Here is a 21779-nt window from a genome sequence, read left to right on the forward strand (position 1 = left end):
GGGGCGGCGCCCCGCGTGCGCGGCGCCGCCCCCGCGGCGAGGATGGTCCGGTGGGCATCACCGTCACGGACAACGAGTACGCGAGCCGCTTCGAGGCCAGGGACGGCGGCACCGTCGCGGGCTTCGCCGACTACCTGCGCGACGACCGGCTGGCCGTCTACCCGCACACCCAGGTGCGGCCGGAGTACGAGGGCCGGGGCATCGGCGGGGCGCTGGCCCGCGCCGCCCTGGAGGACGCGCGGCGGCGCGGGCTGCGGGCGCTGGTCGCCTGCCCGTTCATCTCGGACTGGCTGACGCGCCACCCGGAGTACGACGACGTCGCCTTCGAGCCGGGCAGCGACGCCACGGACTGAGCCCCGACACCGAGGCGACGGTCTACGCCGTCTGCCTCCCCCTCGCCCCGGAGCCCGCCTCCGGCGCCGCCTGACGCACGGCCCACCAGGCGGCGGGGACCACGGTCCCGCCGCCCGGTTCACTGGCCGCGCAGGCGGTCCAGCTGGCGGCGTTCACGCTTCGTCGGCCGCCCCGCGCCCCGGTCCCGCAGTCCGGCGGGCGCGGGCGCCTCGACGCGCGGCGGGGGCGGCGGGCTGTTGTCCACGTAGCACTCGACGGCGACCGGGGCGCCCACGCGCTTGCTCAGCAGGCGCTTGACGACGACGATCCGCTCGCGTTCGCCCTGCCGGACCCGCACCTCGTCGCCCACCCGCACGTGCTGCGCGGGCTTGGCGCGCTCGTCGTTGATCCGGACGTGGCCGCCGCGGCAGGCGGTGGCCGCCGCGGAACGGGTCTTGGCGAGCCGCACGGACCAGATCCAGCTGTCCACCCGCACGCTGCCCTGGTCGGTGTGTCCCGGCTCCGGGCGGGGACGGTTCTCGGTGGTGGCCATACCGCCGACTCTAATGCTGTGGCCGGGGAGGTCGACCGACTCACGACGCCCGGCATCGGGGCACCCCCCAGGCCCTCCGGGCCCGGGGGAACCTCGCCGCGTCGCCGGATCGCGCGAGCAGGGCCGAGTACGAGCTGCGCTCCGGCGCCCCGCGATGCACCGCACCCGGGGGAGCCTGACCCGGCGAACCTCCCCGAGGCCGGGGCGGGAGGCCGCAGGTCACGCCTGGATGTCGCCCGACCGGAAGTCGGCGACCTCCAGGATGTGCGCGGCCGGCGGCTCCTCCACCACGACCGGCTCGTCGAACGCGCTGAGCGCCATCTCCATCGGGCCTTCCTCGTCCTCACCCGAGAGCAGCAGCGGGTACGGCTCGCCCTCGGTGGCGACCAGCATCGTCTGCGGGCCGTCGGGGTCGTCCAGGTGCAGGGTGACGGCCGGGACACCGTCGTGCTCGGTGGTCTCTCCCAGCGTCACGTCGCCGTCCGTGTCCGTGTCCTGCGCCGTCTCGGCGAGCATGTCCTCCAGCGCGCACACGCCGACCATTCCGGCCATCTCGGGGTCGCTGGTGCTGCCGTGCAGATAGCGGCCGTCCAGGAGGGCCACCAGCTGCGGGTCGGCGGCACCGAGGTTGGTCTGCCAGAACTCGGCGTCCGGCTTCATCCAGACCTCCTCGCCCGCTCGTACGGTGATCTCGACCGATCCCGTGCCCGCGGAACTCACCGATCCCACGCAGGACCCGGCACGGTCCAGATGCAGGTCCATGGTCATGGCCTGGGAATCGGACGTGCCCTGCGCGTTCACGCGCAGCGACTCGACCGACACGAGCGCCTGCCGCGCGCGTTCCGAGATCTCCGGGGCCGTCAGTCCCTCCAATGCCCCCAGGTCCCCGCTGCCCGTGTCGTCACCGCCCGTGCCGTCACTGCCCTGGGCCGACGGCCCGCTCGCCCCGCCGAAGGGCCCGGGTCCGTCCTCCCCGCCCCCGCCGCAGGCGACGGTCAGCGCGGTGAGCCCCGCCACTGCCACGGCCGAGCGGACCCGGCGTCTCATCGGTGACATGGTGATCCCCCCTGAGTCCTTCTCTTGAAATTCCCCACACTATAAATGCGCTGATCGCACAGAGATTTCACCGGGCCCGCCGTTCCGTGGTCCGGTGCCGGCGCTCCCGGCGGCCGTCATGTTCACCTGCCGGGGCGAAGCGGCTGTGACGGGTGGACCCGCGAAGGGTGCGCACGCACTTCATGGCCGGGATCAACCGCGACGGCTTCGACAAGGTCCTCGAACGCGCCGTGGACGAGGCGCTCGACCAGGCCGACCACCTCGTCCTGCCGGGACTGTCCCTCGCGCTGGGCCCGGCACCCGCCATCGGCCGCGTCTTCCGCTCCAGCCTGCTCACGACGCTGGACGCCGAGTACGTGCGCACCACGCGTTCCAAGGGCCTGGGCGAGCGGGCCATCGTCCTGCGGCACGTCGTCCGCAACTCCCTGAACGCGGCGCTGTCCATGAGCGGACTCCAGATCGGCTTCATGTTCGCGGGCGTCCTGGTGGTCGAGAGCGTCTTCAGCCGGCCCGGTCCCGGCGGCTACCTCAGCGCGTCGATCCCCGTCTCGGACTTCCCGGCCGTCGCGGGCGTCACGTTCCTCCTCGGCGCGGTCCACATCGTGGCCGACACGGTGGTGGACGTCCTCCAGTGCGCGGCCGGCCCGCGGGTGACGGTCTGACCCCCGCGCCGCCGTCTGACAGAGTGAGGTCCGCACAGCGAGCCGAGCCGAGCCGGGCGGAGGACGGAATGCACACGCGCCTACGGACTTTGGGACTGGTGACGATGGTCCTGCTGGGTGCCGCGGCCTGCGGTGACGGCGGCGGGCAGGGACCGGACGGCCGGTCCAGCGCGTCGCCGGACGCCGTGCCCGAGCCCGACGCGGGGATCACCGAGCCGTCGCCCGAGGAGGGGCTGACGGACCCGCTGCCCGGCGGCCCCGACCTCAGCGGCAACGAGCCGGCGCCCGGCGCGTCCGGGTCCGTGCCCGGCACGCCGCCGGAGCAGGACGAGGACCCCGTGCCGGACGGCACGCCGTCGGAGTCCGCCTCCGCGGACGGCGAGGACGAGTCGGCGGCGGGTGAGGCGCTGCGCGTCTTCTGCGAACTCGCCCGCAGCTACGAGGAGGACTGGGACGCCCAGACCGAGGAGCTGTGCGCGCCCTTCCTCGGCGACTGAACAGGGGGCCGCGCAAAAGCCGTTGCGCCGACGGCACCCGACGCGCGACGCTCGCCTCCGGTCCGTGCGGGTGAGGGGAGACGCGGGTGCTGTCGGCGGCGGAGACCGAGGCGTTCGTCAGGGACGGGTACGTGCGGATCGCGGGCGCGGTGCCGCGCGGCGTGGTCGCGCGGTGCCGCGACGAGCTGTGGGCCGCCACCGGCTGCGACCCCGGCGACCCGGCGACCTGGACGCGGCCCGTCGTGCGGCTCGGCGGCTTCTCGACGCCGCCGTTCCGCGAGGCGGCCAACGTGCCCGTGCTGCACGAGGCGTTCGACCGGCTCGTGGGGGAGGGGCGGTGGGTCGCGCCGCAGGGGCTCGGCACGTTCCCCGTCCGGTTCCCCAGCGACGAGCCGCCCGGGGACGACGGCTGGCACCTGGAGGCGAGCTTCGCGGGCGAGGCGGGCGAGTACCGCGTGAACCTCGCCTCGCGCGGCCGGGCGCTGCTGATGCTCTTCCTCTTCTCCGACACAGGACCCGACGACGCGCCCACCCGGGTCCGCACCGGCTCGCACCTGGACGTGCCGCCGCTGCTTGCCGGGGCGGGCGCGGCCGGGCGGCCGTGGGCCGAGCTGTGCGCCGAGGCCGTCCCCGCCACCGCGCACCGCCCCGAGGCGCTCGCCACCGGCGCGGCCGGGGACGTCTGGCTGTGCCACCCGTTCCTCGTGCACGCCGCGCAGCCGCACCGGGGGAGCGTGCCGCGCTTCATGGCGCAGCCGCCGCTCGTCCCCACCGGGGAGCTCGACCTGTCGGGGACCGCCCCGACGCCCGTCGAACGCGCCGTGCTCGACGGGCTCGGGGGAGCGGGTCACGCGTCCCGGTAGGTCTCCAGCAGGCGCAGCCAGATCTCGCTCATCGTCGGGAACGCCGGGACCGCGTGCCACAGCCGCTCGACGGGCACCGCGCCCGCCACCGCGATCGTCGCCGCGTGCAGCAGCTCGCCGACCCCGGGGCCCACGAACGTGACGCCGAGCAGAACTTTCCGCTCCTCGTCCACGACCATGCGGGCCTTGCCCTTGTAGCCGTCCGCGTGCAGCGCCGCGCCCGAGACGGACCCCAGGTCGTAGTCCACCGCACGGAACCGGTGGCCCGCCTGCTCCGCCGCCTCTGCGGTGAGCCCGACCGACGCCACCTCCGGCTCGGTGAACACGACCTGCGGCACCGCCGCCGCGTCCGCCGTCGCCGCGACCGCCACGTCGCGGCCCTGCGCGCGCGCCGCGATGGCGTCCCCGGCGATCCGCGCCTGGTACTTGCCCTGGTGCGTCAGCAGCGCGCGGTGGTTGACGTCCCCCACCGCGTACAGCCAGCCGCCGTCCACGCCCTCCACGAGCAGCGTGTCGTCCACGGTCAGCCACGAGCCGGGTTCGAGACCGACCGTCTCCAGGCCGATGTCACCGGTGCGCGGGCTGCGGCCGGTGGAGAACAGCACCTCGTCGGCGACGAGTTCGCCCGCGTCGCCGTCCAGGACCAGCGTCACCGGGCCCTCGGGGTCCGGCCGGCGCAGCGCGGTGACGGACGTGCCCGGCCGTACGTCCACGCCCCGCGCGGCAAGGCCCTCGGCCACCAGGTCACCGGCGAACGGCTCCATGCGCGGCAGCGGCCGTTCCCCGCGCAGCAGCAGCGTCACCGCGGAGCCGAGCGCGCTCCACGCCGCCGCCATCTCCACGCCGACGACGCCGCCGCCGACGATCGCGAGCCGCCCCGGCACCTCCCGCGCCGACGTGGCCTCGCGGCTCGTCCACGGCCGCGCCTCCCCGATCCCGGGCAGGCCCGGCAGCCGCGCGTCGCTGCCGGGGCAGACGGCGACGGCGTGCCGCGCCGTGTACTCCCGCCCGTCCACCACGACGGTGCGCGGACCGCTCAGCCGCGCGTCGCCCCTGACCAGGTCGATCCCGGCCGACTTCAGCCATTCGACCTGCCCGTCGTCCTTCCAGTCGCTGGTGAACGAGGTGCGCCGCGCCAGCACGGCCGCCGCGTCGAGCCGCCCGTCGCCGACCGCCTCCTTCGCGCCGCCGACGGCCTTCGCCGCGTCCAGCGCCGCCGGGGGCCGCAGCAGCGCCTTGCTGGGGACGCACGCCCAGTACGAGCACTCGCCGCCGACCAGTTCGCGCTCCACGATCACCGTCCGCAGCCCGGCGGCGCTCGTGCGGTCGGCGACGTTCTCCCCGACCGGGCCCGCGCCGATCACGATGACGTCGTACTCGCTGTTGCTGTCGCTCATCCGGAAATCTCCTCCACCAGCCGACGGACCGCCCCCACCGTAGGCGAGGCGGCCCCGGGACACGGCGGTCAGGATGCCCCGGACGCCCCCGGTGCAAGCCAAACGGCGGTGTCGGGCGGCAGCGCCCCGTCCGGCGTGAGCGGACCGGAGGCCAGCAGGACCCGTTCCCCGGCGGGCAGCGGCAGCGGGTCCACACCGAAGTTGACGCGGCAGACGAGGCCCGCGCCCTTGCGGAACGCCAGCTCGCCCCCGCGCGCCGGGAGCCACGTGAACGACACGTCCCCCAGCGCCGCCCGCCGCAGCCGCAGCGCCTCGCGGTACAGCTCAAGGAACGACCCCGGCCGCCCCTCCTGCGCCGCCACCGACCGGCCACCCCACCCGGCGGGCTGCGGCAGCCAGGCCGCCTCGCCAGGGCCGAAGCCGTACGACGGCCCTTCCCGCGTCCACGGCATCGGCACGCGGCAGCCGTCGCGGCCCCGGACGCGGTGCCCGGTCCGCTCCCACATCGGGTCGCGCAGGGCCGCCTCCGGCAGGTCCGTCACCTCGGGCAGGCCCAGCTCCTCGCCCTGGTAGAGGTAGCTGGTGCCGGGCAGCGCCAGCGTCAGCAGCGCGGCGGACCGCGCGCGCAGCTCGCCCGCGGCCGTGTCGGGCTCGGGGTCGTGGCCACCGGCGGTGAGCCACGCGCGGTGGTCGATGCCGGCGGGCAGGGCGTAACGCGTCACATGGCGCATCACGTCGTGGTTGGACAGGACCCAGGTCGGCAGGGTGCCGACCGCGCGCGCCTCGGCGAGCGAGGTGTCCACGACCTCGCGGAACGCGCAGGCGTCCCAGGGGCAGCGCAGGTAGAAGAAGTTGAACGCCTGGTGCAACTCGTCCGGGCGCGTGTACAGCGGCAGCCGGTGCGCGCTGACGCCCGCCTCGGCGACGGTGACGCGCGGCGGGTCGTACGAGTCGGTGATCTTCCGCCAGGCGCGGTAGACCTCGTGCACCTCGTCGCGGTCCCAGAACGGGTGGTCGTCGCCCTCGGGCGGGGCGTTGAGGGGGGCGGTGTCGCCGCCGTGGGTGTCGCGCAGGGGCGGCGTCAGGTCCTTGCGCAGGCCGTGCGCCACGTCGATGCGGAAGCCGTCCACACCCAGGTCGAGCCAGAAGCGGAGGGTCTTCTCGAAGTCGGCCCAGACGTCGCCGTTGTCCCAGTTCAGGTCGGGCTGCTCGGCGGCGAAGATGTGCATGTACCACTGCCCGTCCGGGACGCGGGTCCACGCCGGGCCGCCGAATTTCGACTGCCAGTCGGCGGGCGGCAGCTCCCCGCGCTCGCCGCGCCCGTCGCGGAAGACGAACCGGTCGCGCGCCGCAGAGCCGGGCGGGGACGCCAGGGCCTCGCGGAACCACGGGTGCCGGTCCGAGACGTGGTTCGGCACGACGTCGATGATCACCCGCAGCCCGAGCCCGTGCGCGCGGGCCAGCAGCTCCCGGAAGTCGTCCAGCGTGCCGTGCCGGGGATCGACGTCCCGGTAGTCGGCCACGTCGTAGCCCGCGTCGGCCCAGGGGGAGGGGTAGAACGGCGTGAGCCACACCGCGTCCGCGCCGAGCCGGGCGACGTGCCCGAGCCGCCCGGCTATGCCCCGCAGGTCGCCGATGCCGTCCCCGTCGGCGTCGGCGAAGCTCGGGACGTAGACCTGGTACACGACCGATTCGCGCCACCAGTCCGCCGTGGTGGTGTCTGTCACGATGACCTCTCAGGGGAACGCGTGCGGGGACGTCCGCGCACACCGCGCGGGGACGCTGTGCAGCCGTGGGGGTGTGCCGCGTCCGCCGGGCCGCGTGCCGGCGCGGGCGCCGTGGCGGCGCCGCCTGGGCCGCCTCCGGGACGGGCGCGCCGCAGGGGGGTGGGGCGGACCCGGACCGCGGGGGAGGCGGCGGGGGCTGTGGGGAACGATCGGTGCCCGTCAGCCGTCCGGCCAGCGTAACCGACCCGCGTGGACCCGTGCCGTGCTCAGGCGGCCCGGCCGTCGCCGGTGAGCATGCCGAGCAGGCCGCGCGGCGCGTCCGCGCCGAACATGAAATACGTGCTGCTCGGCGGCGCTGCGCGGGAACAGCTCGCGCTCGTACGCGGCGCGCGCATCGTCACCACCGCCGTCGGCATCCTGGACATGGAGGGCGATGGCGGCATCACGTTCCGTGCTCTCGGCGACCGGCTCGCGACCGGCCCCGGCGCGATCTACTGGCACATCACCGGCAAGGAGACGCTGCTCGCCGCCGCGACCGAGGCCGTCGTCGCCGCCCTCCCCGCCGACGACCCGGGCGCGACCCCGCGGGGGGCCGTCCGCGCCCGCGCGCTCGCCGTCTTCGACGCGATCGACACGCACCCGTGGGTCGGCGCGCAGCTCGCCCGTACGGCCTGGCAGTCGCCGATGCTGCCGGTCTTCGAGCGCATCGGCCGCCAGGTCACCGCCCTCGGGGTCCCGGAGGCCGCCCGCTTCACCGCCGCGTCCACGCTGCTGAGCTACATCCTGGGCGAGGCGGGCCAGCACGCCGCGAACGCCCTGGCGGCCCGCCCCGGCGCGGACCGGGAGGCGTTCCTCGGCACCGAGCGGTACGCGTTCACCCGCGGCGTCGCCGGGCGGCTGCGCGCACACGACGACCGGGCCGAGTTCCTCGCCGGGGTCGATCTCTTCCTCGCCGGGATCACCGCTCTCCGGGCGGCGGAAGGCTGATCTCCCCGGCCGTCCGGTCGGGGCGCAGGCCGCGCCAGACCGCGTGCCGCAGCCGCCCGTCCCGCGTCCACGTCCGGTGCGTCACCTCGCCGACCACGCGCGGCTCGACCCAGCGGGCGCGCCGCGCCCGGTCGCGCGGCACCGCCTCGTCGAACGGGCTGCCGCCGCGCGCCAGCGGCCCGAGCCGCTCCGCGAGCCCGGTCAGCGCCGCGTCGGAGAAGCCCGTGCCGACGTGCCCGATGTACCGCAGCGCGCCGTCCTCGTCGTACGCGCCGAGCAGCAGCGACCCGATCCCGCCCGCCCGGTGCCCCTCGCCCGGCTGCCAGCCGCCGACGACCACCTCACGTGTCGTGAACAGCGGCCGCTTCACCCACAGCCGCGAGCGCTTCCCCGGCAGGTAGGGGGAGTCGAGGCGCTTGGCGACGATGCCTTCGAGCCCGTTGCCGCGCGCCACCTCAAGCAGCGCGGCCGGGTCGGCGTCGCCGCCGCTGTAGGAGGGCGGCACGGCGAACGCGTCCAGCCCGCCGAGCCCGAGCCGTTCGAGCGCGGCGCGCCGCTCGGTGTACGGGGCCTCCGTCAGGGAATCCCGGCCCAGGCGCAGCAGGTCGAAGGCGAAGAACACCACCGGCACCTCCGCCAGGAGCCGGGGCCCCGGCCGGTCGCGGTGCCGCCGCTGCAACCGCCCGAAGTCGGGACGGCCGCCCTCCCCGAGCGCGACCAGCTCACCGTCGAGCACGGCGGCCCGCCCGCCCAGGGCGCCCCCGGCGGCGTCCGTGATCTCCGGGTACGCGCCGGTGAAGTCGTTCCCGTTCCGGCTGGTCAGCCGCACCTCACCGGTGTCGGCCACACGCAGGCAGCAGCGGTAACCGTCCCACTTGTACTCGTAACCCCACGCCCCGGTGGGCGGCTCACCCTCCACCGCCAGCATGGGCGGCACCACCTGCGGCATGTGTGCCATGCCCCCAGTACACGCGGGTCTCAGACGCGGCGCACGCCCACCACGCAGAGCGGCCCCTGCTCCAGCCAGGTGAGCCCGGCGGCGCCGAGAAGGGCCCGCAGGTCGGCGGTGGTCCGGGGATGGAAGGGCAGAAGGTGACGGGCGGCGACCTCGGCGGCGCGCCGGACGGCCGGAATGTCATCAGGACCGGCGGCCATCACCACAGAGCCGGGAACGAGGGCGCGCGCGAGGACGCGGGCGATCCGTTCGGGCGCACCCGCGCGGGACAGGGCCTCGGGCAGCAGCACGCACACCGGCCGGCCGAGGTCGCCGACCGCGCGCCTGAGCACCCCGGCCGGATCAGCGGCGAGGTCGGCGCGCAGGACGGTGACGGAGCCGCGCCGCTCGGCCTCCGCGCGCAGCACGGCAGCGGCGACGGGATCGGGCTCCAGGTACACCACGTTCGCGTCCGGGGAGGCGCGGAGGACGGTGGTGTGCAGGTCCGGGCCCGACGTGCCGACGGTCGGGTAGCCGTAGTCGGCGACGAGGACCTGCCGGATGCCTAGCCCGCCCACGGCATGCCGGGCGGTGGCGTGGACGGCGGCACGCAGGGCGGCGGCGGCGCGGGCGATGTCCGGCCAGACAACGCCCAGTTCGGCGGCGGCGAGACGGTCCACGGCGTAGTGGTCCCTGCCGCCGAGCAACAGGTCGCGGACCCCGGCACGGGACGGAAGCCGCGCGCCAGGACCTTCGTACGGCCCTGGTGCCGGAAGGGCGGCGAGCGCGGCATCCAGCCGGGCACGGCCCGCCGCCGTCACCTCGCGGTGGCCGTGCCGCACGGCGGCGCCGCCGAGCAGCGCGTCAAGGTCGTCGGTCACTGTTCCTCCTCCGCACGGGCGATGGCCCGCACAAGCACGGCTACCAGCACCAGCCCGGCCGCCATCGCCACCAGCCCCACTCCGGCGAGCGCGCCCACCGTCCACCAGGCCACGGCCCACCACCGCTGCCTCACCGCGCCGCATCCCGGTACAGCGCCTCCAGCTCTCCCGCGCACCGCGCCCGGCACAGCCACAACGGCACCGGCCCCGCATCGCCGACGAGTTCGCCGTGCACCGCGAGGCCACCGTCCACGGCACCGCAACGCCAGCACCGCCGCGCGGCGGCAAGCGCCCTCGCCACCTCCCGGACCACCTCCGGCCCCGTCACCCACGACCCGCTCACCCCGCCTCCGCCCGCGTCACGACGGGAAGGAGCGCCCACACACTCTTGGTCGTCTCCCCGACATCCACACCCCACGCGAGACTCAACCCGGTGACCAGCGCCAGCCCACGCCCACACTCCGCGACAGCCGATACGGAACGCGCAGGACAAGACGGCGGCAGCACAGCGGGCGCCCCATCCACGACCAGCACCCGCAGCACCGCGTCCCCTCGCCCACAGGACACCTGCGCGACGATCAACCCGCCATGCACCGGCCGCCCGTGCCGCACGGCATTGGCTGCCAACTCGGAGACGACAACGGCGGCATCGGCGACGGTCACCTCGGCCATCTCCCACCCACCGAGCACACCTCGCACCTGCCGCCGCAACACAGGCACACTCTCCACGGCATACGGCACCGAGCCCTGCCAGAGCAGACACCCTTCCTGCCTGGCCATGCCGTCTCTCTGCATTCCCGGCGACATCGCGCCTCCCTGCGATCAGGTGGTCACTCCACGCTGTCCCCAGGAGACAGCATGACAGTTGCAGCCACTCAGTAGAAGTCGCATTCTGCGTTTTCCCTCGTTCGGGTAACGCGATCCACTTCACGCCAACTGGCACGTACGCTCAGCGTGTTCGGAAGGTGCACAGAATGACGGAGGGTATGGGGCGATGACGTCACCGGTGGGGCCTGCGGGCCGCATGCAGATCGCCCGCGCGCTGATCGCGCTACGCGACCGGGCAGGGCTCACACAGGTTCAGGTCGCGGACGAGGCCGGATGCAGCAAGGCCACGGTCTCCCGTTACGAGGACTGGACGGACCGCCGCCGGGTGAAGTGGGCGACGGTAAAGGACCTGGCCGAGGCGTGCCGTGCGACGGAAGTCGAGGTCGCTGCGCTGATCGAGATGGCGAAGTCCCAGGCGGCAGGCTGGTGGGTGGGCAACCCGGTCGTACCCGAGTGGCTCAGCCCGCTCATCGCGTTCGAGCAGATGGCGGGGTACGAGTGTGTCACCGCGCCCACATCGGTCCCGGGCCTGCTCCAGACCCGCGCGTACGCAGGGGCTCTGCTCCGCTCGCAGGGAATTCCCGAGGACCAGCTCGACCAGGAGACTGAGGCCCGCATGAAGCGCCAGGAGGTTCTCGATCATGGCTTGCGCTTGTGGGCCGTCCTGGACGAGACGGTACTGCGGCGTGAGGTCGGGGATAAGCGCATCATGGCCGAGCAACTCGGTCACCTCCATGAAATCGCCAAGCGCCCCACCGTGGACGTCCAGGTTCTCCGGTTCGCCTCCGGGCCGCCCTGTGCGCCAGGGCAGTTCGTCATCCTGGGACGGGACGACGCACGCGACCCCAAGAGCTCGATGGCGGTCGTCTACCTGGAGTTGCCCCGGAGGGGTGTCTATCTGGATGATGCGGATGACGTTGCCGCCTACAAGATCATGTTCGACAGACTTCGTGCGCAGGCCGCCGGAACCGCAGAGACGGCGGACCTGCTGATGACGGTCCGACAGGAGTACCTCTGATGATGCACCCCGCTCCCTCCGCCGCCGAACTCGCCGTCGCCGCCTGGTACAAGAGCAGCGCCACGAACGCGAACAATGAGTGTGTCGAGGTCGCCCACTTCCCCGACTGGACGGGCATCCGGGACACAAAGCAGGCCGCCACCCCCGACCGCCCCGTCGTACTCGTCCCCGCCACCGCGTTCACCCGGCTCATCACCCATATCCGGCAGGGGTGACCACCGCCGGAAGAGGAGACGCAATGACCGATCTGACCAACCTGCACTGGTTCAAGTCCTCGGCCAGCAGCGGCAACGGCGGCTGCCTTGAGGCCGCGTTTCTGCCCGATGGCCGGGTGGCGCTGCGGGACAACGAGGAGCTGGACAATCCTCCGTTCGTCGTCTCCGCCCACGTCTGGCACTGCTTCCTCACCGGTGCCAAGGAGGGCGAGTTCGACATCCCCGTCTGACGGCGACGTGCGGGAGGAAGGGAGCCATCAATGACCACCGAGAACAGGCGCGGTGGGAACGCACCGGATTTTCTCGGCGCGACCTGGAAGAAGTCGAAGCGCAGCGGAAGCGAGTCGCAGTGTGTGGAGGTTTCCGACATGATCTCCCCACACGCTGGGATTGCCATCCGCGATTCCAAGAACCCTGACGGTCCAGCGCTGCTGTTGGATTCTTCTGCATTCCGTGCATTCATCACCGACGTATGTCGAAGCTAAGGCCGCACCGGCACGGGGAATGGGGACTCGTCTGGATCGTGCTGCTCGATGGGCCGAGCGCGGCCGCAGCCGAGGACGCCTTGATGGCCGTCTACGCCGAGGCGTTCGCCGAGCCGCCCTATCTCAAGACGGCGGCCGATGTGGCGGCGAACCGGCGGCGGTTCCGTTCCCAGACGCGCAAGTCCGCGTTCCGGGCCGCCTTGGCGACGACCGCCGAAGGCGAGCCGATCGGTATCGCGTACGGCTTCCCACTCAGCTCCACCACCGGCTGGTGGGCGCGGCTGACCATCCCCGTTCCCGAAGAGCTGTCCCGCGAGACGGGGAGCCGCACGTTCGGGTTGATCGAGTTGGCCGTGCGGGCGCCATGGCGGCGACAGGGCATCGCCCGCTGCCTGCACGACACCCTTCTCGACGGCCCTGAGGAACGCGTCCTGCTCAACGCGAGACCTGACGCCCTGCCCGCGCAGGCCGCCTACCGTTCCTGGGGTTACCGCGTCGTCGGTCAGGCCCACCCCTGGGACGGCGCCGCCCTGCATGACGTGATGCTCCGAGAACTGCACTCCGCCTGACCACGACACGATCTGAAGGACGAGATGACTACTGCTCTGACCGGTGACCAGCTCAGCGCTGCCTTGACGGGTCTTCCCGGCTGGCGCGTTGAGGAGGGGGATCTCACTGCCGAGTTCCGCGTTGCCCGTGATCGGCTGCCTGCCTTCTACGCGGCGGTGGCGGCCGCGGAGGACGCGGCGCATCATCATGCGCGGATCACGGTGTTGTACTCCTCGGTGACATTCGCCCTGAACACGCATGACGCGGGTGGTGCGATCACCGAGCGGGACACCGCCCTCGCCGGCCAGATCGACGCCTTGGCCCACACCCACGGAGCCGAGCCCGCCTGACCCGCCACAGACCGCCCCGGTGACAGACCACCGCGGCCCGCGTGACTCTCAGCCAGGCGAAGAGATCGCCGTACTCGAAAGGGAACTCATATGACCGAAGAAGCAGGCCGTGTCTTTCGGGAGGCGTGGATCGCCGGAGTCAGGAAGCACTACCCCGGCGAGCCGAAGCCCGGCTATGTCACGCCGTGGGAGGAGACGGCGGAATGGGAGAGGGAGGCCGCTGCCGCCGTGTACCAGCAGATCCGGAACTTCGCGGAGATCAGCGCCGGGAACACGTCGAAGCTGACCCGGGAGCAGAAGGGCAGGTTCGTGGCGATCTGCTGGATTGCGCAGATCCACAAGCACTTCGAGAACCCCAAGCCGAGCTATGTCGCCGACTGGGACGCACTCCCGGACTGGCAGCGTGAGACCGACAGCGACATCTTCGAAGCGATCGAGTGAAGTAGCCACCACCGTCTGCCCGGCTCTGACGCGCGGCGACCCGGGATGACGGACTCCTCGTCCTCGACCAGGGAGAACGCGTGAGGAACGACCAGCAGGGCATCACCGAAGACCGGTGGCGCCAAGCCGTGCGGATCTGGAACCACCACCTGATGTGGCACGAGCTGCGGCCCGTCGATGTGGCGATCGGGCTGGGCAGCCACGACCTCGGCGTCGCGACCCGCTCCGCCGAGCTGTACCGCTCCGGCCTCTTCCCGACCCTGGTGTTCACCGGCGGCAACAGTCCCACCACCGCAAACGTCTTCCCACGCGGGGAGGCCGTCCACTACCGCGAGTACGCCATCGGCCTCGGCGTCCCTGCCGAGGCGATCCTGCTGGAACCGAACGCGGGCGACACCGGGCAGAACATCACCCTCTCGGGTGAAATCCTCGCCGCGGCAGGCATCATCCCGGCGTCGGTGCTGCTGATCTCCAAGCCCTACATGGAAAGGCGGTCGTTCGCGACCGCCCGCAAGCTGTGGCCCGATGTCGAGATCTTCTGCGCCTCGGAGCCGCTGGAGTTCGACGACTACCTGAAGTCGATCGGCGACGCAAAACTCGTCCTGGACATGCCCGTCGGCGACCTCCAGCGGGTCATCGAGTATCCAGAACTCGGATTCGCCATGGAGCAGGAAGTCCCCGAGGAGGTGCACGCAGCGTACGAGTCCCTTGTCCGCGACGGCTTCACCAGCCGCCTCGCCAACCCCTGACCTGCCCGAGCTATCTCCGGTGATCGTGTTCACGCTGGCTGTGGTGCGGACGGTTGCACGGTGCACAGTTCAGCTGAGGAGCGTGGCCAGGGCGGTGTGGTAGATGGCTTGGACGGTGGGGACGGTGTCGGTGCGGAAGCGTTCGTCGGTGGCGTGGAGGCCCGTGTATTCCACGCCGAAGCCAGCGGTGGCGGGGATGCCGAGGCCGGCGAGGTAGTTGCCGATGTTGGACGGTCCGGCGATCTTCGGCTCTGGGTGCCGATGGTGGATGCGGGCGGCGCTGAGCAGGGCGGAGCGCAGGGGCGAGTCCGGTGGGAGGGCGTAGGCGGGCCAGCGGGTGTGCGTGTGGATGCGGGTGGGCGGGGTGCCCGGCCAGGAACGGTCGACGTGCGCGGTGGTGGCGGCGAGCAGCTCGGCCGCGGCGGTGTCGTCGAAGGCCGGGGTGGTGCGGATGTCGATGTTGAGGGTGCACAGGTCGGGGGTGACGGAGTAGCCCTGCCCTGCGGTGATTGCGGTGACAGTCAGTTTGCCCGGTAGTGGAAAGTCGTCGGCGGGTGGGGGGAGTTCTGCGGCGCGGAGTTCGCGGATGAGGTGGGCGGCCTTGTCGATGGCCCCGGGTGTGGTCTTGCTGCCGCCGGAGTGGGACGAGACGCCGTGGACGTGGAGTTGGGCGCGGTGGACGCCTCGGCCGCCGATGACGAGCTTGTCGGTGCCGGGGTAGCCGATCATGACGCCGGTCACGTCGTCGGGAGCGTCGGGGCCTTCGAAATAGCGCTTGGCGCCGCCGAAGCCGCCGGTGTGCTCGTCTAGGTCGAACAGCAGGGTGAGAGTGCCTCGCAGGCGGTCGGCACGGTCGGCGAGACGGGCGGCGAGGTGGCAGAAGACGGCCACGGCGGCCTTGGAATCCGAGCTTCCTCGGCCCCACAGCCAGCCGTCTTCGATGAGGCCGGAGGTGGGCGGGTGGGTCCAGGCACCTTCGTCGCCGAAGGGCGCGGTGTCCAGGCAGGCGTCGAGGACGAAGCGCGGTCCGGGGCGTGTGCCGGGGATGTCGGCGGTGACGGCTACCGGCGCGCCTGTGGTGTCGTGCAGCACGCCGGGCGTCAGGCCGTGGGCGGTCATCCAGTCGGTGAGGCTCTGGATGACGGGTTCATAAGGGTCGATGCCCGCGCGGCTGGGGATGCGGACGAGGGCCTGGGTGAGCTCCAGGACGCTGTCGTGGTCTTCCTCGGCTTCCGCCAGGATGCGCGCGGGGTCGGTGTGGTCCATGGCTGTCCATTCTGCCTTCGCCGGCCGGGCACCGGGAGTTTCACAGTGGTGAGCGCCGTCGTGCCGCCTCACCACGGCGCCGCCCTGCACGACGTGATGATCCAGCTCCGGCCGACATCCGGACGAACTCGTCTGCGTGCCAGGCGCGTTGGAGACACGCCTGGCAGCGGCGCCATCGCCTGTGGCTTGTGTGCCATGGGTTCCGTACACGCCCGGGTGCGAGTGGCGAAACGGGGCGACGTGCGGGGTGGGGTGGGGATACGCTCCGGCGCGCTGTCTGTTGTCGTGTGAGCGAGGAGTTGTTCATGACTGCCACTGCCGCGTTCGATCATCTGCCCGTGCGGAGCCGGGTTGTCGCACAGGTGCTTGCGGCGGCCGGTGTCGCCGGGGCTGTGCGGGGGTTGGAGGTGCCCGCGCGTACGGCTGCCGAGGCCGCTGCCGCGCTCGGGTGTGAGGTGGGGGCCATCGCCAACAGCCTCGTCTTCGTCAGTGGCGCGGATGCCGAGCCCGTGCTCGTGCTCACCAGTGGCAGCCACCGTGTCGACACCGCCGCCCTCGCCGCGCGGATGGGGCTCGACGGCCTTGAACGCGCCACCGCCGCCCAGGTGCGGGAGGCGACCGGGCAGGCCATCGGTGGTGTCGCGCCGGTCGGGCACCCCGCGCCGCTGCGCACCGTGGTGGACGCCGCGCTCGCCGACCACCCGAAGGTCTGGGCGGCGGGCGGGACGCCGCACACGGTCTTTCCCACCACGTACGCCGAGTTGCTGGCTCTCACCGGGGGGACCGCGCTGGTCGTCGCGGGGTGAGCGTCAGGACCAGGCGTCCCGCTCCTGGCCGAGGCGCACGCCGACGCGCCGCACGTGGAGGAGCATGCGGCGGCTCATGAGATAGCCGGGGATCAGCAGCGCCGCCAGTACCACCCACATCAGCGCGGCGGCGTCGCGCCCGGCCAGCCACTGCGCCGCGCTCGTCACCAGGAACATGCCGGTCAGCAGCGGCCAGAACCACCAGCGGCGGGCGAGCTGCCTGCGCTGCTGCCGGACGAGGAGCGCCATCTCGCGGCGCGCCGCCGGGTCGCGCGGGATGCGTTCCTGCCTGATGCGCCGGAGTAGGACGGGCAGGCGTGCGGGCGGCACGCCGACCTGCGAGGCGTACGTCCGCCGCGCGAACCGGCTCATCGCGGCCGTCAGCCCCGTCCACAGCACCCAGGCGGCGCCCAGGCCCAGCGCGCGCGGCGCGTCCGCCAGCCACGCGATCAGCACAGCGGCCACCGCCCCGGCGGCGGCGAGGGCCCCGAGGAACACCCAGGGCTGGTCGAGGGGGCGCCGTTCCGCCTCCCAGTCGATGTCGCCACCCGCGCTGTCACCCGCCGCGTCCACCGTCCTCGCCGTCCCTTCCGCCGGTCGCCTCCGCGTGTCCTCGCTGTCCGGATACCCGGCGGGGAGCCGCCCAAGGTCGGTCGGTCAACGGGAAGTTGACGGGGGGCGGCCGGCCGCGCGTCCGCTGGCTGAGACGGGCTTACGGGCCGTTCGGGCGCTGTGCCAGAATCCTCGGCGAGGTCACGAGTGACAGCGCCATGGGCCCCGGCCCGCTGTCCGGCAACCCTCCGTCGTGGCGGGGTGCCCCGGGTGATGACCGGGCGGTGGGACAGACGTCCCGCGGCAAGTGCGGCTTCGAGGAGTACTCCATGCGCATGCGAATGCGGTAGAGCGCCGGGCGCTCCCCTTCCCCGTCCCACCGGCCGCACCCCGGCCGTTCCCCCTTTTTCCCGTGTCCCGGCGCCGTCGCCGCGCCATGCCTTCGGGAGGCCACGCCATGACCGTTTCCGGTATCCCCGCCACCGACGTCACCCCGCCGCGGCAGGACGACGCGCTCGCCGTCCTCAGCTCGGACGTCACCGTTCCCCTCGCCACCGGCGGCGAGGTCACGTACGCCGCCCTCGACTATGCCGCCAGCGCCCCCGTCCTGCGCCGCGTCTGGAACGAGGTCGCCGCCTACGCGCCGCTGTACGGCAGCGTCCACCGCGGCACGGGCCACCTCTCCCGGCTGTCCACCGAGTTGTTCGAGGCGAGCCGCGAGACGGTCGCCGCGTTCCTCGGCGCGCGCCCCGGCGACCAGGTCCTCTTCACCCGCTCCACGACCGACTCGCTGGGCCTGCTGGCCGCCGCGCTCCCCGCCGGGACGCACGTCCTCGTCTTCGAGACCGAGCACCACGCCGCCCTGCTGCCCTGGGCCCACCACGGCCACGACGTCGCGTACCTCGACGCGCCCGCCGGCCCGGCCGATGCCGTCGCCACCGCCGAGGCCGCCCTGGCGGCGCTGCCGGAGGGCGAGGCGCTGCTGTGCGTCACGGGCGCGTCCAACGTCACCGGCGAGCTGTGGCCCGTACGCGAACTGGCCGCCGCCGCCCACCGCCACGGCGCCCGCATCGTCCTGGACGCGGCGCAACTCGCCCCGCACCGGCGGATCGACATCACCGCGCTGGACGTGGACTGGGTCGCGTTCTCCGGGCACAAGCTGTACGCGCCGTTCGGCTCAGGTGTCCTCGCGGGCCGCTCCGACTGGCTCGACGCCGCCCCGCCCTACCTCGCGGGCGGCGGCGCCACCCGCGTCGTCAGCCGCAGCGCGGACGGCGGGGTCACGGTCGAGTGGAACACCGACGAGGCGCGCCACGAGGCCGGGTCGCCCAACGTCGTCGGCGCGCTCGCCGTCGCCGCCGCCTGCCGCGCCCTCACCGAGGCGGGCCACGACACGCTCCTCGCCCACGAACGGCGGCTGCTCGCCGTCCTGCGCGAAGGGCTCGCCACGATCCCCGCCGTCCGGGAGCTGTCGCTGTTCGGCGCGGAGGCCGACCGCGTGCCCGTCGTCTCGTTCACCGTCGCCGGATGGGACAGCGCCGACCTCGCGCGCACGCTGTCCGACCGGTACGGCATCGGCGTGCGCTCCGGGCTGTTCTGCGCGCAGCCGCTGGTGCGCGCGCTGCTCGGCGCGTCGGCGACGGACGGCGACTGCGACGGGCCCGTGCAGGCCGTGCGTGCCAGCTTCGGCGCGGGCACACCGGACGAGCACGTCACGCGGCTCGTCGCGGCCCTGCGCGAACTGGCGGGCGCCTGAACGGCCCGGCTCAGCGCGCGGCGCGGTCGCGCAGGGGCCGCCACCAGTCCGGGTGGTCCCGGTACCAGGCGACGGTCGCGGCGAGCGCGGCGGGGAAGTCGGCGCGGGGCGCGTAGCCGAGGCGGGTGCGGATCTTGGTCCAGTCGACCGAGTAGCGGCGGTCGTGGCCCTTGCGGTCGGCGACGTGCCTGATCCGGTCGGGGCCGGCGCCGCAGGCCTCCAGGATCAGGCGGGTGAGGGCGAGGTTGGTCAGCTCGGTGCCGCCGCCGACGTTGTAGACCTCGCCCGCCGCGCCCCGGGTGCGGACCAGTTCGACGGCGCGCACGTGGTCGTCCACGTGCAGCCAGTCCCGCACGTGCAGCCCGTCGCCGTACAGCGGGACCGTGCCGCCCTCCAGCAGCCGGATGACGAACGACGGGATGAGCTTCTCGGGGAACTGGTACGGCCCGAAGTTGTTCGAGCAGCGCGTGATCCGCACGTCCAGGCCGTGTGTGCGGTGCTGCGCCAGGGCCAGCAGGTCGGCGGCGGCCTTGGACGCGGCGTACGGCGACGACGGGTCCACCGGATGCGTCTCCGGCCACGAGCCGTCGGGCAGGGACCCGTACACCTCGTCCGTCGAGATGTGCACGAAGACGCGCACGCCGCCGAGGCGCGCCGCGTCGAGCAGCACCTGCGTGCCCAGCACGTTGGTGGACGCGAACAGGCCGCCGTCCCGGATCGACCGGTCCACGTGCGACTCGGCCGCGAAGTGGACCACCTCGTCGTGCTCCGTCATCAGGCGCGCCGCCAGCGCGGCGTCCCTGATGTCGCCGTGCACGAAGCGGAACGCGGGGTGGTCGCGCACCGGGGCGAGGTTCGCGCGGTGCCCGGCGTAGGTGAGGGCGTCGAGCACGGTGACGGCCACGCCGCCGGGGCCGCCGGGGCCGAGGAGCGCGCGGACGTAGGCGGAGCCGATGAAACCGGCGCCGCCGGTCACGAGAATCCGGGTCGTCATGGGTCGTCGGGGAGCCTTCCGCGCCGCTGTGTCCTGCCTGTCCTGGCCTGTCCGGTCCCGACCGTATCCCGCACGTTCCTCACGCCCGGGGGTCGGGCTGGCAGTGCGGGCACCAGGCGGTGGAGCGGCCGGCGATCCGGCCGTGGGCGAGCGGGCCGCCGCAGCGCGGGCAGGTGCCGTCGCGGTCGCGGCGGTGGCCCGTCAGCCCGTCGGTGTCCGCCGGGACGTGGCCGGCGGGCACCGCGTCGGCGAGCACGCGGTGGGCCGCCGCGGCGAGGCGGCGGCGCTCCGCGGCCGTGAGGCGGTCGGCGCGGGCGGCCGGGTGCAGCCGGGCCTGCCACAGGATCTCGTCGGACAGCAGGTTGCCGAGCCCGGCCACCACGGACTGGTCGAGCAGGGCGCCCTTCAGGCCGCCGCGCCGTCCGGCGAGGCGCCGGGCGAAGTCGCCGTCGCCGACCGCCAGCGCGTCCGGACCCTGGCCGCCGATGACCCGTTCGGCGTCCTCGTCGGTGGGTGCGAGCCAGATGCCGCGCAGCTTGCGCTGGTCGCGGAAGCGCAGTTCGCGCCCGTCGTCCAGGCGGAACGCCACCCGGTCCCAGCGCTCGCGCGGCGCGCCCGCGTCGGCGGGCACCAGGCGGCCCGTCATGCCGAAGTGGAACAGGACGGTCGGGCCGTCGGTGCGGCCGAGCAGCCACTTGCCGCGCCGCTCGGCGGCCCGGAAGCGGCGGCCCTCAAGGCCGCGCCGCAGCCGGGCGGTGGTCACGTCCCGCAGGACGCCCGCGTCGGCGACCTCGACGCGTACGACACGGTGGCCCGTGCCGCACGCGTCGAGGACCCGGCGGAAACCCTCGACGTCCGGCAGTTCCGGCATGGCGCCAGCCTAGGTCGGCGCCCGCGTGGGCGCCTGTCGGCGGGGCCCGGCGTCAGCTGGGGTCAGAGGAGGGTGAGGCCGTAGACGGCGAGGACCTCGGTGATCGGCTGGTAGAGCGAGACGCCGCCGCTCGTGCAGTTGCCCTGGCCGCCGGAGAGGATGCCGACCGCGCGGCCGGTCGTGCCGGACGGGTCGATCGTGAACAGCGGGCTGCCGCTGTCGCCCGGCAGCGAGCAGATGTTGGTGGCGGTGACGCCGTACACGAGGGCGTTCCCGTAGTTGACGGTCACGTTGACAGCGGTGACGTTCCCCGGGCGGCAGCCGGACGGGCCCGAGTGCCACACGCGCTGGCCCATGATCGGTGAGACGGGGCTGGTGATGTCGATCTCCTGGCCGTTGCAGACCACGCTGCCCGGCCGGGGGACGGCGGGGTTCGCGTACCGGATGATCCCGTAGTCGTTGCCGGGGAAGCTCGACCCGGCGACGGGGCCGATGGGGACGCTCAGCGCCGGGTCGGTGTACCAGGTGCCGCCGGCGTTGGTGCAGTGCCCGGCCGTCGCGACGTAGTCCACGCCGCCGCCCCGCAGGTTGAACCCGGCGACGCAGCTCCCGCCGCCGCTGAAGATCTGCTCGCCGCCGCGCAGGTGCGGCCGGAAGACGCCGCCGGTCCGTTCGACCGCCAGCGCGCCCGCCAGGTCGCCCGCGCGGTGGCGCAGGCGGGCGAGGTCGCGGTCGGAGACGGTCGTGTCGGCGAGCACGCGGACGGTCCCCGACGCGGTGTCGGTGTACCAGGCGGTGCCGGTGATGTCGGCCGCCTCGACGGCGGCGCGGGCGTCCGCCAGCTCGGCGGCGCCGTACGTGCGGGGCGCGGCCGTCGCTCCGGCGGGGGCCGGTGCGAAGAGGGCCGCGGCGACGAGGGTCGCCACCGTGGCGGCGATGCGTCTGACGAAGGGCGTGCGCTTGATGCTCATCCGGTCCTCCCGGGCGGCCGGCTGTGGGGCGTGCTCCT

The 21779-nt window shown here is 73.7% G+C and carries 27 protein-coding genes, 1 pseudogene and 1 riboswitch; of the genes and pseudogenes, 15 read left to right on the forward strand and 13 right to left on the reverse strand.

Going from position 1 to position 21779, the window contains the following annotated elements; all coding sequences use genetic code 11:
* The first annotated feature begins 50 nt into the window (after positions 1-50).
* Positions 51-353, forward strand: a complete 303-nt coding sequence (locus ACL02R_RS05605; RefSeq protein ID WP_412795727.1) for a GNAT family N-acetyltransferase — start codon at positions 51-53, stop codon at positions 351-353.
* Between the two features lie 119 nt (positions 354-472).
* Here ACL02R_RS05605 and ACL02R_RS05610 read toward each other — a convergent pair.
* Together ACL02R_RS05610 and ACL02R_RS05615 are read right to left on the reverse strand one after the other, a co-directional pair.
* Positions 473-832, reverse strand: a pseudogene (locus ACL02R_RS05610) (RNA-binding S4 domain-containing protein); the annotation flags it as partial.
* Positions 833-1105: 273 nt separating this feature from the next.
* Positions 1106-1933, reverse strand: a complete 828-nt coding sequence (locus tag ACL02R_RS05615) for a hypothetical protein (protein WP_412795728.1) — start codon at positions 1931-1933, stop codon at positions 1106-1108.
* A gap of 176 nt (positions 1934-2109) precedes the next feature.
* Here ACL02R_RS05615 and ACL02R_RS05620 point away from each other — a divergent pair, with 176 nt between their 5' ends.
* The 3 genes from ACL02R_RS05620 to ACL02R_RS05630 all read left to right on the forward strand — a co-directional run bounded on the left by ACL02R_RS05620 (position 2110) and on the right by ACL02R_RS05630 (position 3964).
* A complete protein-coding gene (locus ACL02R_RS05620; RefSeq protein ID WP_412795729.1) occupies positions 2110-2604 on the forward strand; it encodes an ABC transporter permease in 495 nt (164 codons plus the stop codon).
* 68 nt (positions 2605-2672) lie between these two features.
* On the forward strand, positions 2673-3101 hold the full coding sequence (locus tag ACL02R_RS05625; RefSeq protein WP_412795730.1) for a hypothetical protein: 429 nt from the start codon (positions 2673-2675) through the stop codon (positions 3099-3101).
* A gap of 86 nt (positions 3102-3187) precedes the next feature.
* Positions 3188-3964: a phytanoyl-CoA dioxygenase family protein gene (locus ACL02R_RS05630; protein WP_412795731.1), complete on the forward strand. Its 777-nt coding sequence runs from the start codon at positions 3188-3190 to the stop codon at positions 3962-3964.
* On the opposite strand, the gene ACL02R_RS05635 is transcribed toward ACL02R_RS05630, so the two are convergent.
* Together ACL02R_RS05635 and ACL02R_RS05640 are read right to left on the reverse strand one after the other, a co-directional pair.
* The gene (locus tag ACL02R_RS05635) at positions 3949-5361 is read right to left on the reverse strand and encodes a dihydrolipoyl dehydrogenase family protein (protein ID WP_412795732.1); all 1413 of its coding nucleotides are present in this window, start codon (positions 5359-5361) and stop codon (positions 3949-3951) included. The two genes, ACL02R_RS05630 and ACL02R_RS05635, sit on opposite strands and share 16 nt — an antisense overlap.
* A gap of 68 nt (positions 5362-5429) precedes the next feature.
* A complete protein-coding gene (locus ACL02R_RS05640) occupies positions 5430-7088 on the reverse strand; it encodes a glycoside hydrolase family 13 protein (protein ID WP_412795733.1) in 1659 nt (552 codons plus the stop codon).
* 330 nt (positions 7089-7418) lie between these two features.
* Between ACL02R_RS05640 and ACL02R_RS05645 the strand changes: the two genes are divergently transcribed.
* Positions 7419-8075 (forward strand): TetR/AcrR family transcriptional regulator C-terminal domain-containing protein, encoded by a 657-nt coding sequence (locus ACL02R_RS05645; RefSeq protein ID WP_412795952.1) that lies wholly within the window; start codon positions 7419-7421, stop codon positions 8073-8075.
* On the opposite strand, the gene ligD is transcribed toward ACL02R_RS05645, so the two are convergent.
* The 4 genes from ligD to ACL02R_RS05665 form a co-directional block, all read right to left on the reverse strand.
* A complete protein-coding gene (gene ligD / locus ACL02R_RS05650) occupies positions 8047-9033 on the reverse strand; it encodes a non-homologous end-joining DNA ligase (RefSeq protein WP_412795734.1) in 987 nt (328 codons plus the stop codon). The genes ACL02R_RS05645 and ligD overlap by 29 nt on opposite strands.
* A gap of 20 nt (positions 9034-9053) precedes the next feature.
* Positions 9054-9890 (reverse strand): SAM-dependent methyltransferase, encoded by an 837-nt coding sequence (locus tag ACL02R_RS05655; RefSeq protein WP_412795735.1) that lies wholly within the window; start codon positions 9888-9890, stop codon positions 9054-9056.
* Entirely contained in the window at positions 9887-10024 is a 138-nt protein-coding gene (locus tag ACL02R_RS05660) for a hypothetical protein (RefSeq protein WP_412795736.1), read from the reverse strand. Before ACL02R_RS05660 ends, ACL02R_RS05655 begins: the two co-directional genes overlap by 4 nt.
* 205 nt (positions 10025-10229) lie before the next feature.
* The gene (locus ACL02R_RS05665; RefSeq protein WP_412795737.1) at positions 10230-10670 is read right to left on the reverse strand and encodes an ATP-binding protein; all 441 of its coding nucleotides are present in this window, start codon (positions 10668-10670) and stop codon (positions 10230-10232) included.
* Between the two features lie 214 nt (positions 10671-10884).
* Between ACL02R_RS05665 and ACL02R_RS05670 the strand changes: the two genes are divergently transcribed.
* From ACL02R_RS05670 to ACL02R_RS05705, 8 genes are all read left to right on the forward strand, one after another.
* Positions 10885-11736, forward strand: coding sequence for a helix-turn-helix domain-containing protein (locus ACL02R_RS05670; protein WP_412795738.1), 852 nt, complete (start codon positions 10885-10887; stop codon positions 11734-11736).
* Positions 11736-11951 carry a DUF397 domain-containing protein gene (locus tag ACL02R_RS05675; protein WP_412795739.1) on the forward strand — a complete coding sequence of 72 codons (216 nt, stop codon included), beginning with the start codon at positions 11736-11738 and terminating at the stop codon, positions 11949-11951. Before ACL02R_RS05670 ends, ACL02R_RS05675 begins: the two co-directional genes overlap by 1 nt.
* Positions 11952-11974: 23 nt before the next feature.
* Positions 11975-12181, forward strand: a complete 207-nt coding sequence (locus ACL02R_RS05680; protein WP_412795740.1) for a DUF397 domain-containing protein — start codon at positions 11975-11977, stop codon at positions 12179-12181.
* A gap of 30 nt (positions 12182-12211) precedes the next feature.
* Positions 12212-12436 (forward strand): DUF397 domain-containing protein, encoded by a 225-nt coding sequence (locus ACL02R_RS05685; RefSeq protein ID WP_412795741.1) that lies wholly within the window; start codon positions 12212-12214, stop codon positions 12434-12436.
* Complete coding sequence (locus tag ACL02R_RS05690; protein ID WP_412795742.1) at positions 12424-13005, forward strand: GNAT family N-acetyltransferase; 582 nt, start codon at positions 12424-12426, stop codon at positions 13003-13005. Before ACL02R_RS05685 ends, ACL02R_RS05690 begins: the two co-directional genes overlap by 13 nt.
* A 24-nt stretch (positions 13006-13029) precedes the next feature.
* Complete coding sequence (locus ACL02R_RS05695; RefSeq protein ID WP_412795743.1) at positions 13030-13335, forward strand: 4a-hydroxytetrahydrobiopterin dehydratase; 306 nt, start codon at positions 13030-13032, stop codon at positions 13333-13335.
* 90 nt (positions 13336-13425) lie between these two features.
* Positions 13426-13776, forward strand: coding sequence for a hypothetical protein (locus ACL02R_RS05700; protein WP_412795744.1), 351 nt, complete (start codon positions 13426-13428; stop codon positions 13774-13776).
* A gap of 80 nt (positions 13777-13856) precedes the next feature.
* Entirely contained in the window at positions 13857-14525 is a 669-nt protein-coding gene (locus tag ACL02R_RS05705) for a YdcF family protein (RefSeq protein WP_412795745.1), read from the forward strand.
* 69 nt (positions 14526-14594) lie between these two features.
* Here the strand turns inward: ACL02R_RS05705 and ACL02R_RS05710 are convergent, their stop codons facing one another.
* Positions 14595-15791 carry a M20 family metallopeptidase gene (locus tag ACL02R_RS05710; protein WP_412795746.1) on the reverse strand — a complete coding sequence of 399 codons (1197 nt, stop codon included), beginning with the start codon at positions 15789-15791 and terminating at the stop codon, positions 14595-14597.
* Between the two features lie 305 nt (positions 15792-16096).
* Here ACL02R_RS05710 and ACL02R_RS05715 point away from each other — a divergent pair, with 305 nt between their 5' ends.
* Positions 16097-16597, forward strand: coding sequence for a YbaK/EbsC family protein (locus ACL02R_RS05715; RefSeq protein ID WP_412795747.1), 501 nt, complete (start codon positions 16097-16099; stop codon positions 16595-16597).
* Positions 16598-16600: 3 nt separating this feature from the next.
* Here the strand turns inward: ACL02R_RS05715 and ACL02R_RS05720 are convergent, their stop codons facing one another.
* On the reverse strand, positions 16601-17170 hold the full coding sequence (locus ACL02R_RS05720; protein ID WP_412795748.1) for a hypothetical protein: 570 nt from the start codon (positions 17168-17170) through the stop codon (positions 16601-16603).
* Between the two features lie 178 nt (positions 17171-17348).
* A riboswitch (SAM riboswitch) is annotated at positions 17349-17465 on the forward strand.
* Between the two features lie 141 nt (positions 17466-17606).
* Here ACL02R_RS05720 and ACL02R_RS05725 point away from each other — a divergent pair.
* Positions 17607-18905 (forward strand): aminotransferase class V-fold PLP-dependent enzyme, encoded by a 1299-nt coding sequence (locus tag ACL02R_RS05725; RefSeq protein ID WP_412795749.1) that lies wholly within the window; start codon positions 17607-17609, stop codon positions 18903-18905.
* A 10-nt stretch (positions 18906-18915) separates the two neighbouring features.
* Here the strand turns inward: ACL02R_RS05725 and rfbB are convergent, their stop codons facing one another.
* From rfbB to ACL02R_RS05740, 3 genes are all read right to left on the reverse strand, one after another.
* The gene (gene rfbB, locus ACL02R_RS05730) at positions 18916-19899 is read right to left on the reverse strand and encodes a dTDP-glucose 4,6-dehydratase (RefSeq protein WP_412795750.1); all 984 of its coding nucleotides are present in this window, start codon (positions 19897-19899) and stop codon (positions 18916-18918) included.
* Between the two features lie 79 nt (positions 19900-19978).
* On the reverse strand, positions 19979-20770 hold the full coding sequence (locus ACL02R_RS05735; RefSeq protein WP_412795751.1) for an Fpg/Nei family DNA glycosylase: 792 nt from the start codon (positions 20768-20770) through the stop codon (positions 19979-19981).
* Between the two features lie 62 nt (positions 20771-20832).
* The gene (locus tag ACL02R_RS05740) at positions 20833-21741 is read right to left on the reverse strand and encodes a S1 family peptidase (protein ID WP_412795752.1); all 909 of its coding nucleotides are present in this window, start codon (positions 21739-21741) and stop codon (positions 20833-20835) included.
* Between the last annotated feature and the right edge of the window lie 38 nt (positions 21742-21779).

This window comes from Streptomyces sp. MS19, from assembly GCF_047200595.1.
Classification (GTDB): domain Bacteria; phylum Actinomycetota; class Actinomycetes; order Streptomycetales; family Streptomycetaceae; genus Streptomyces.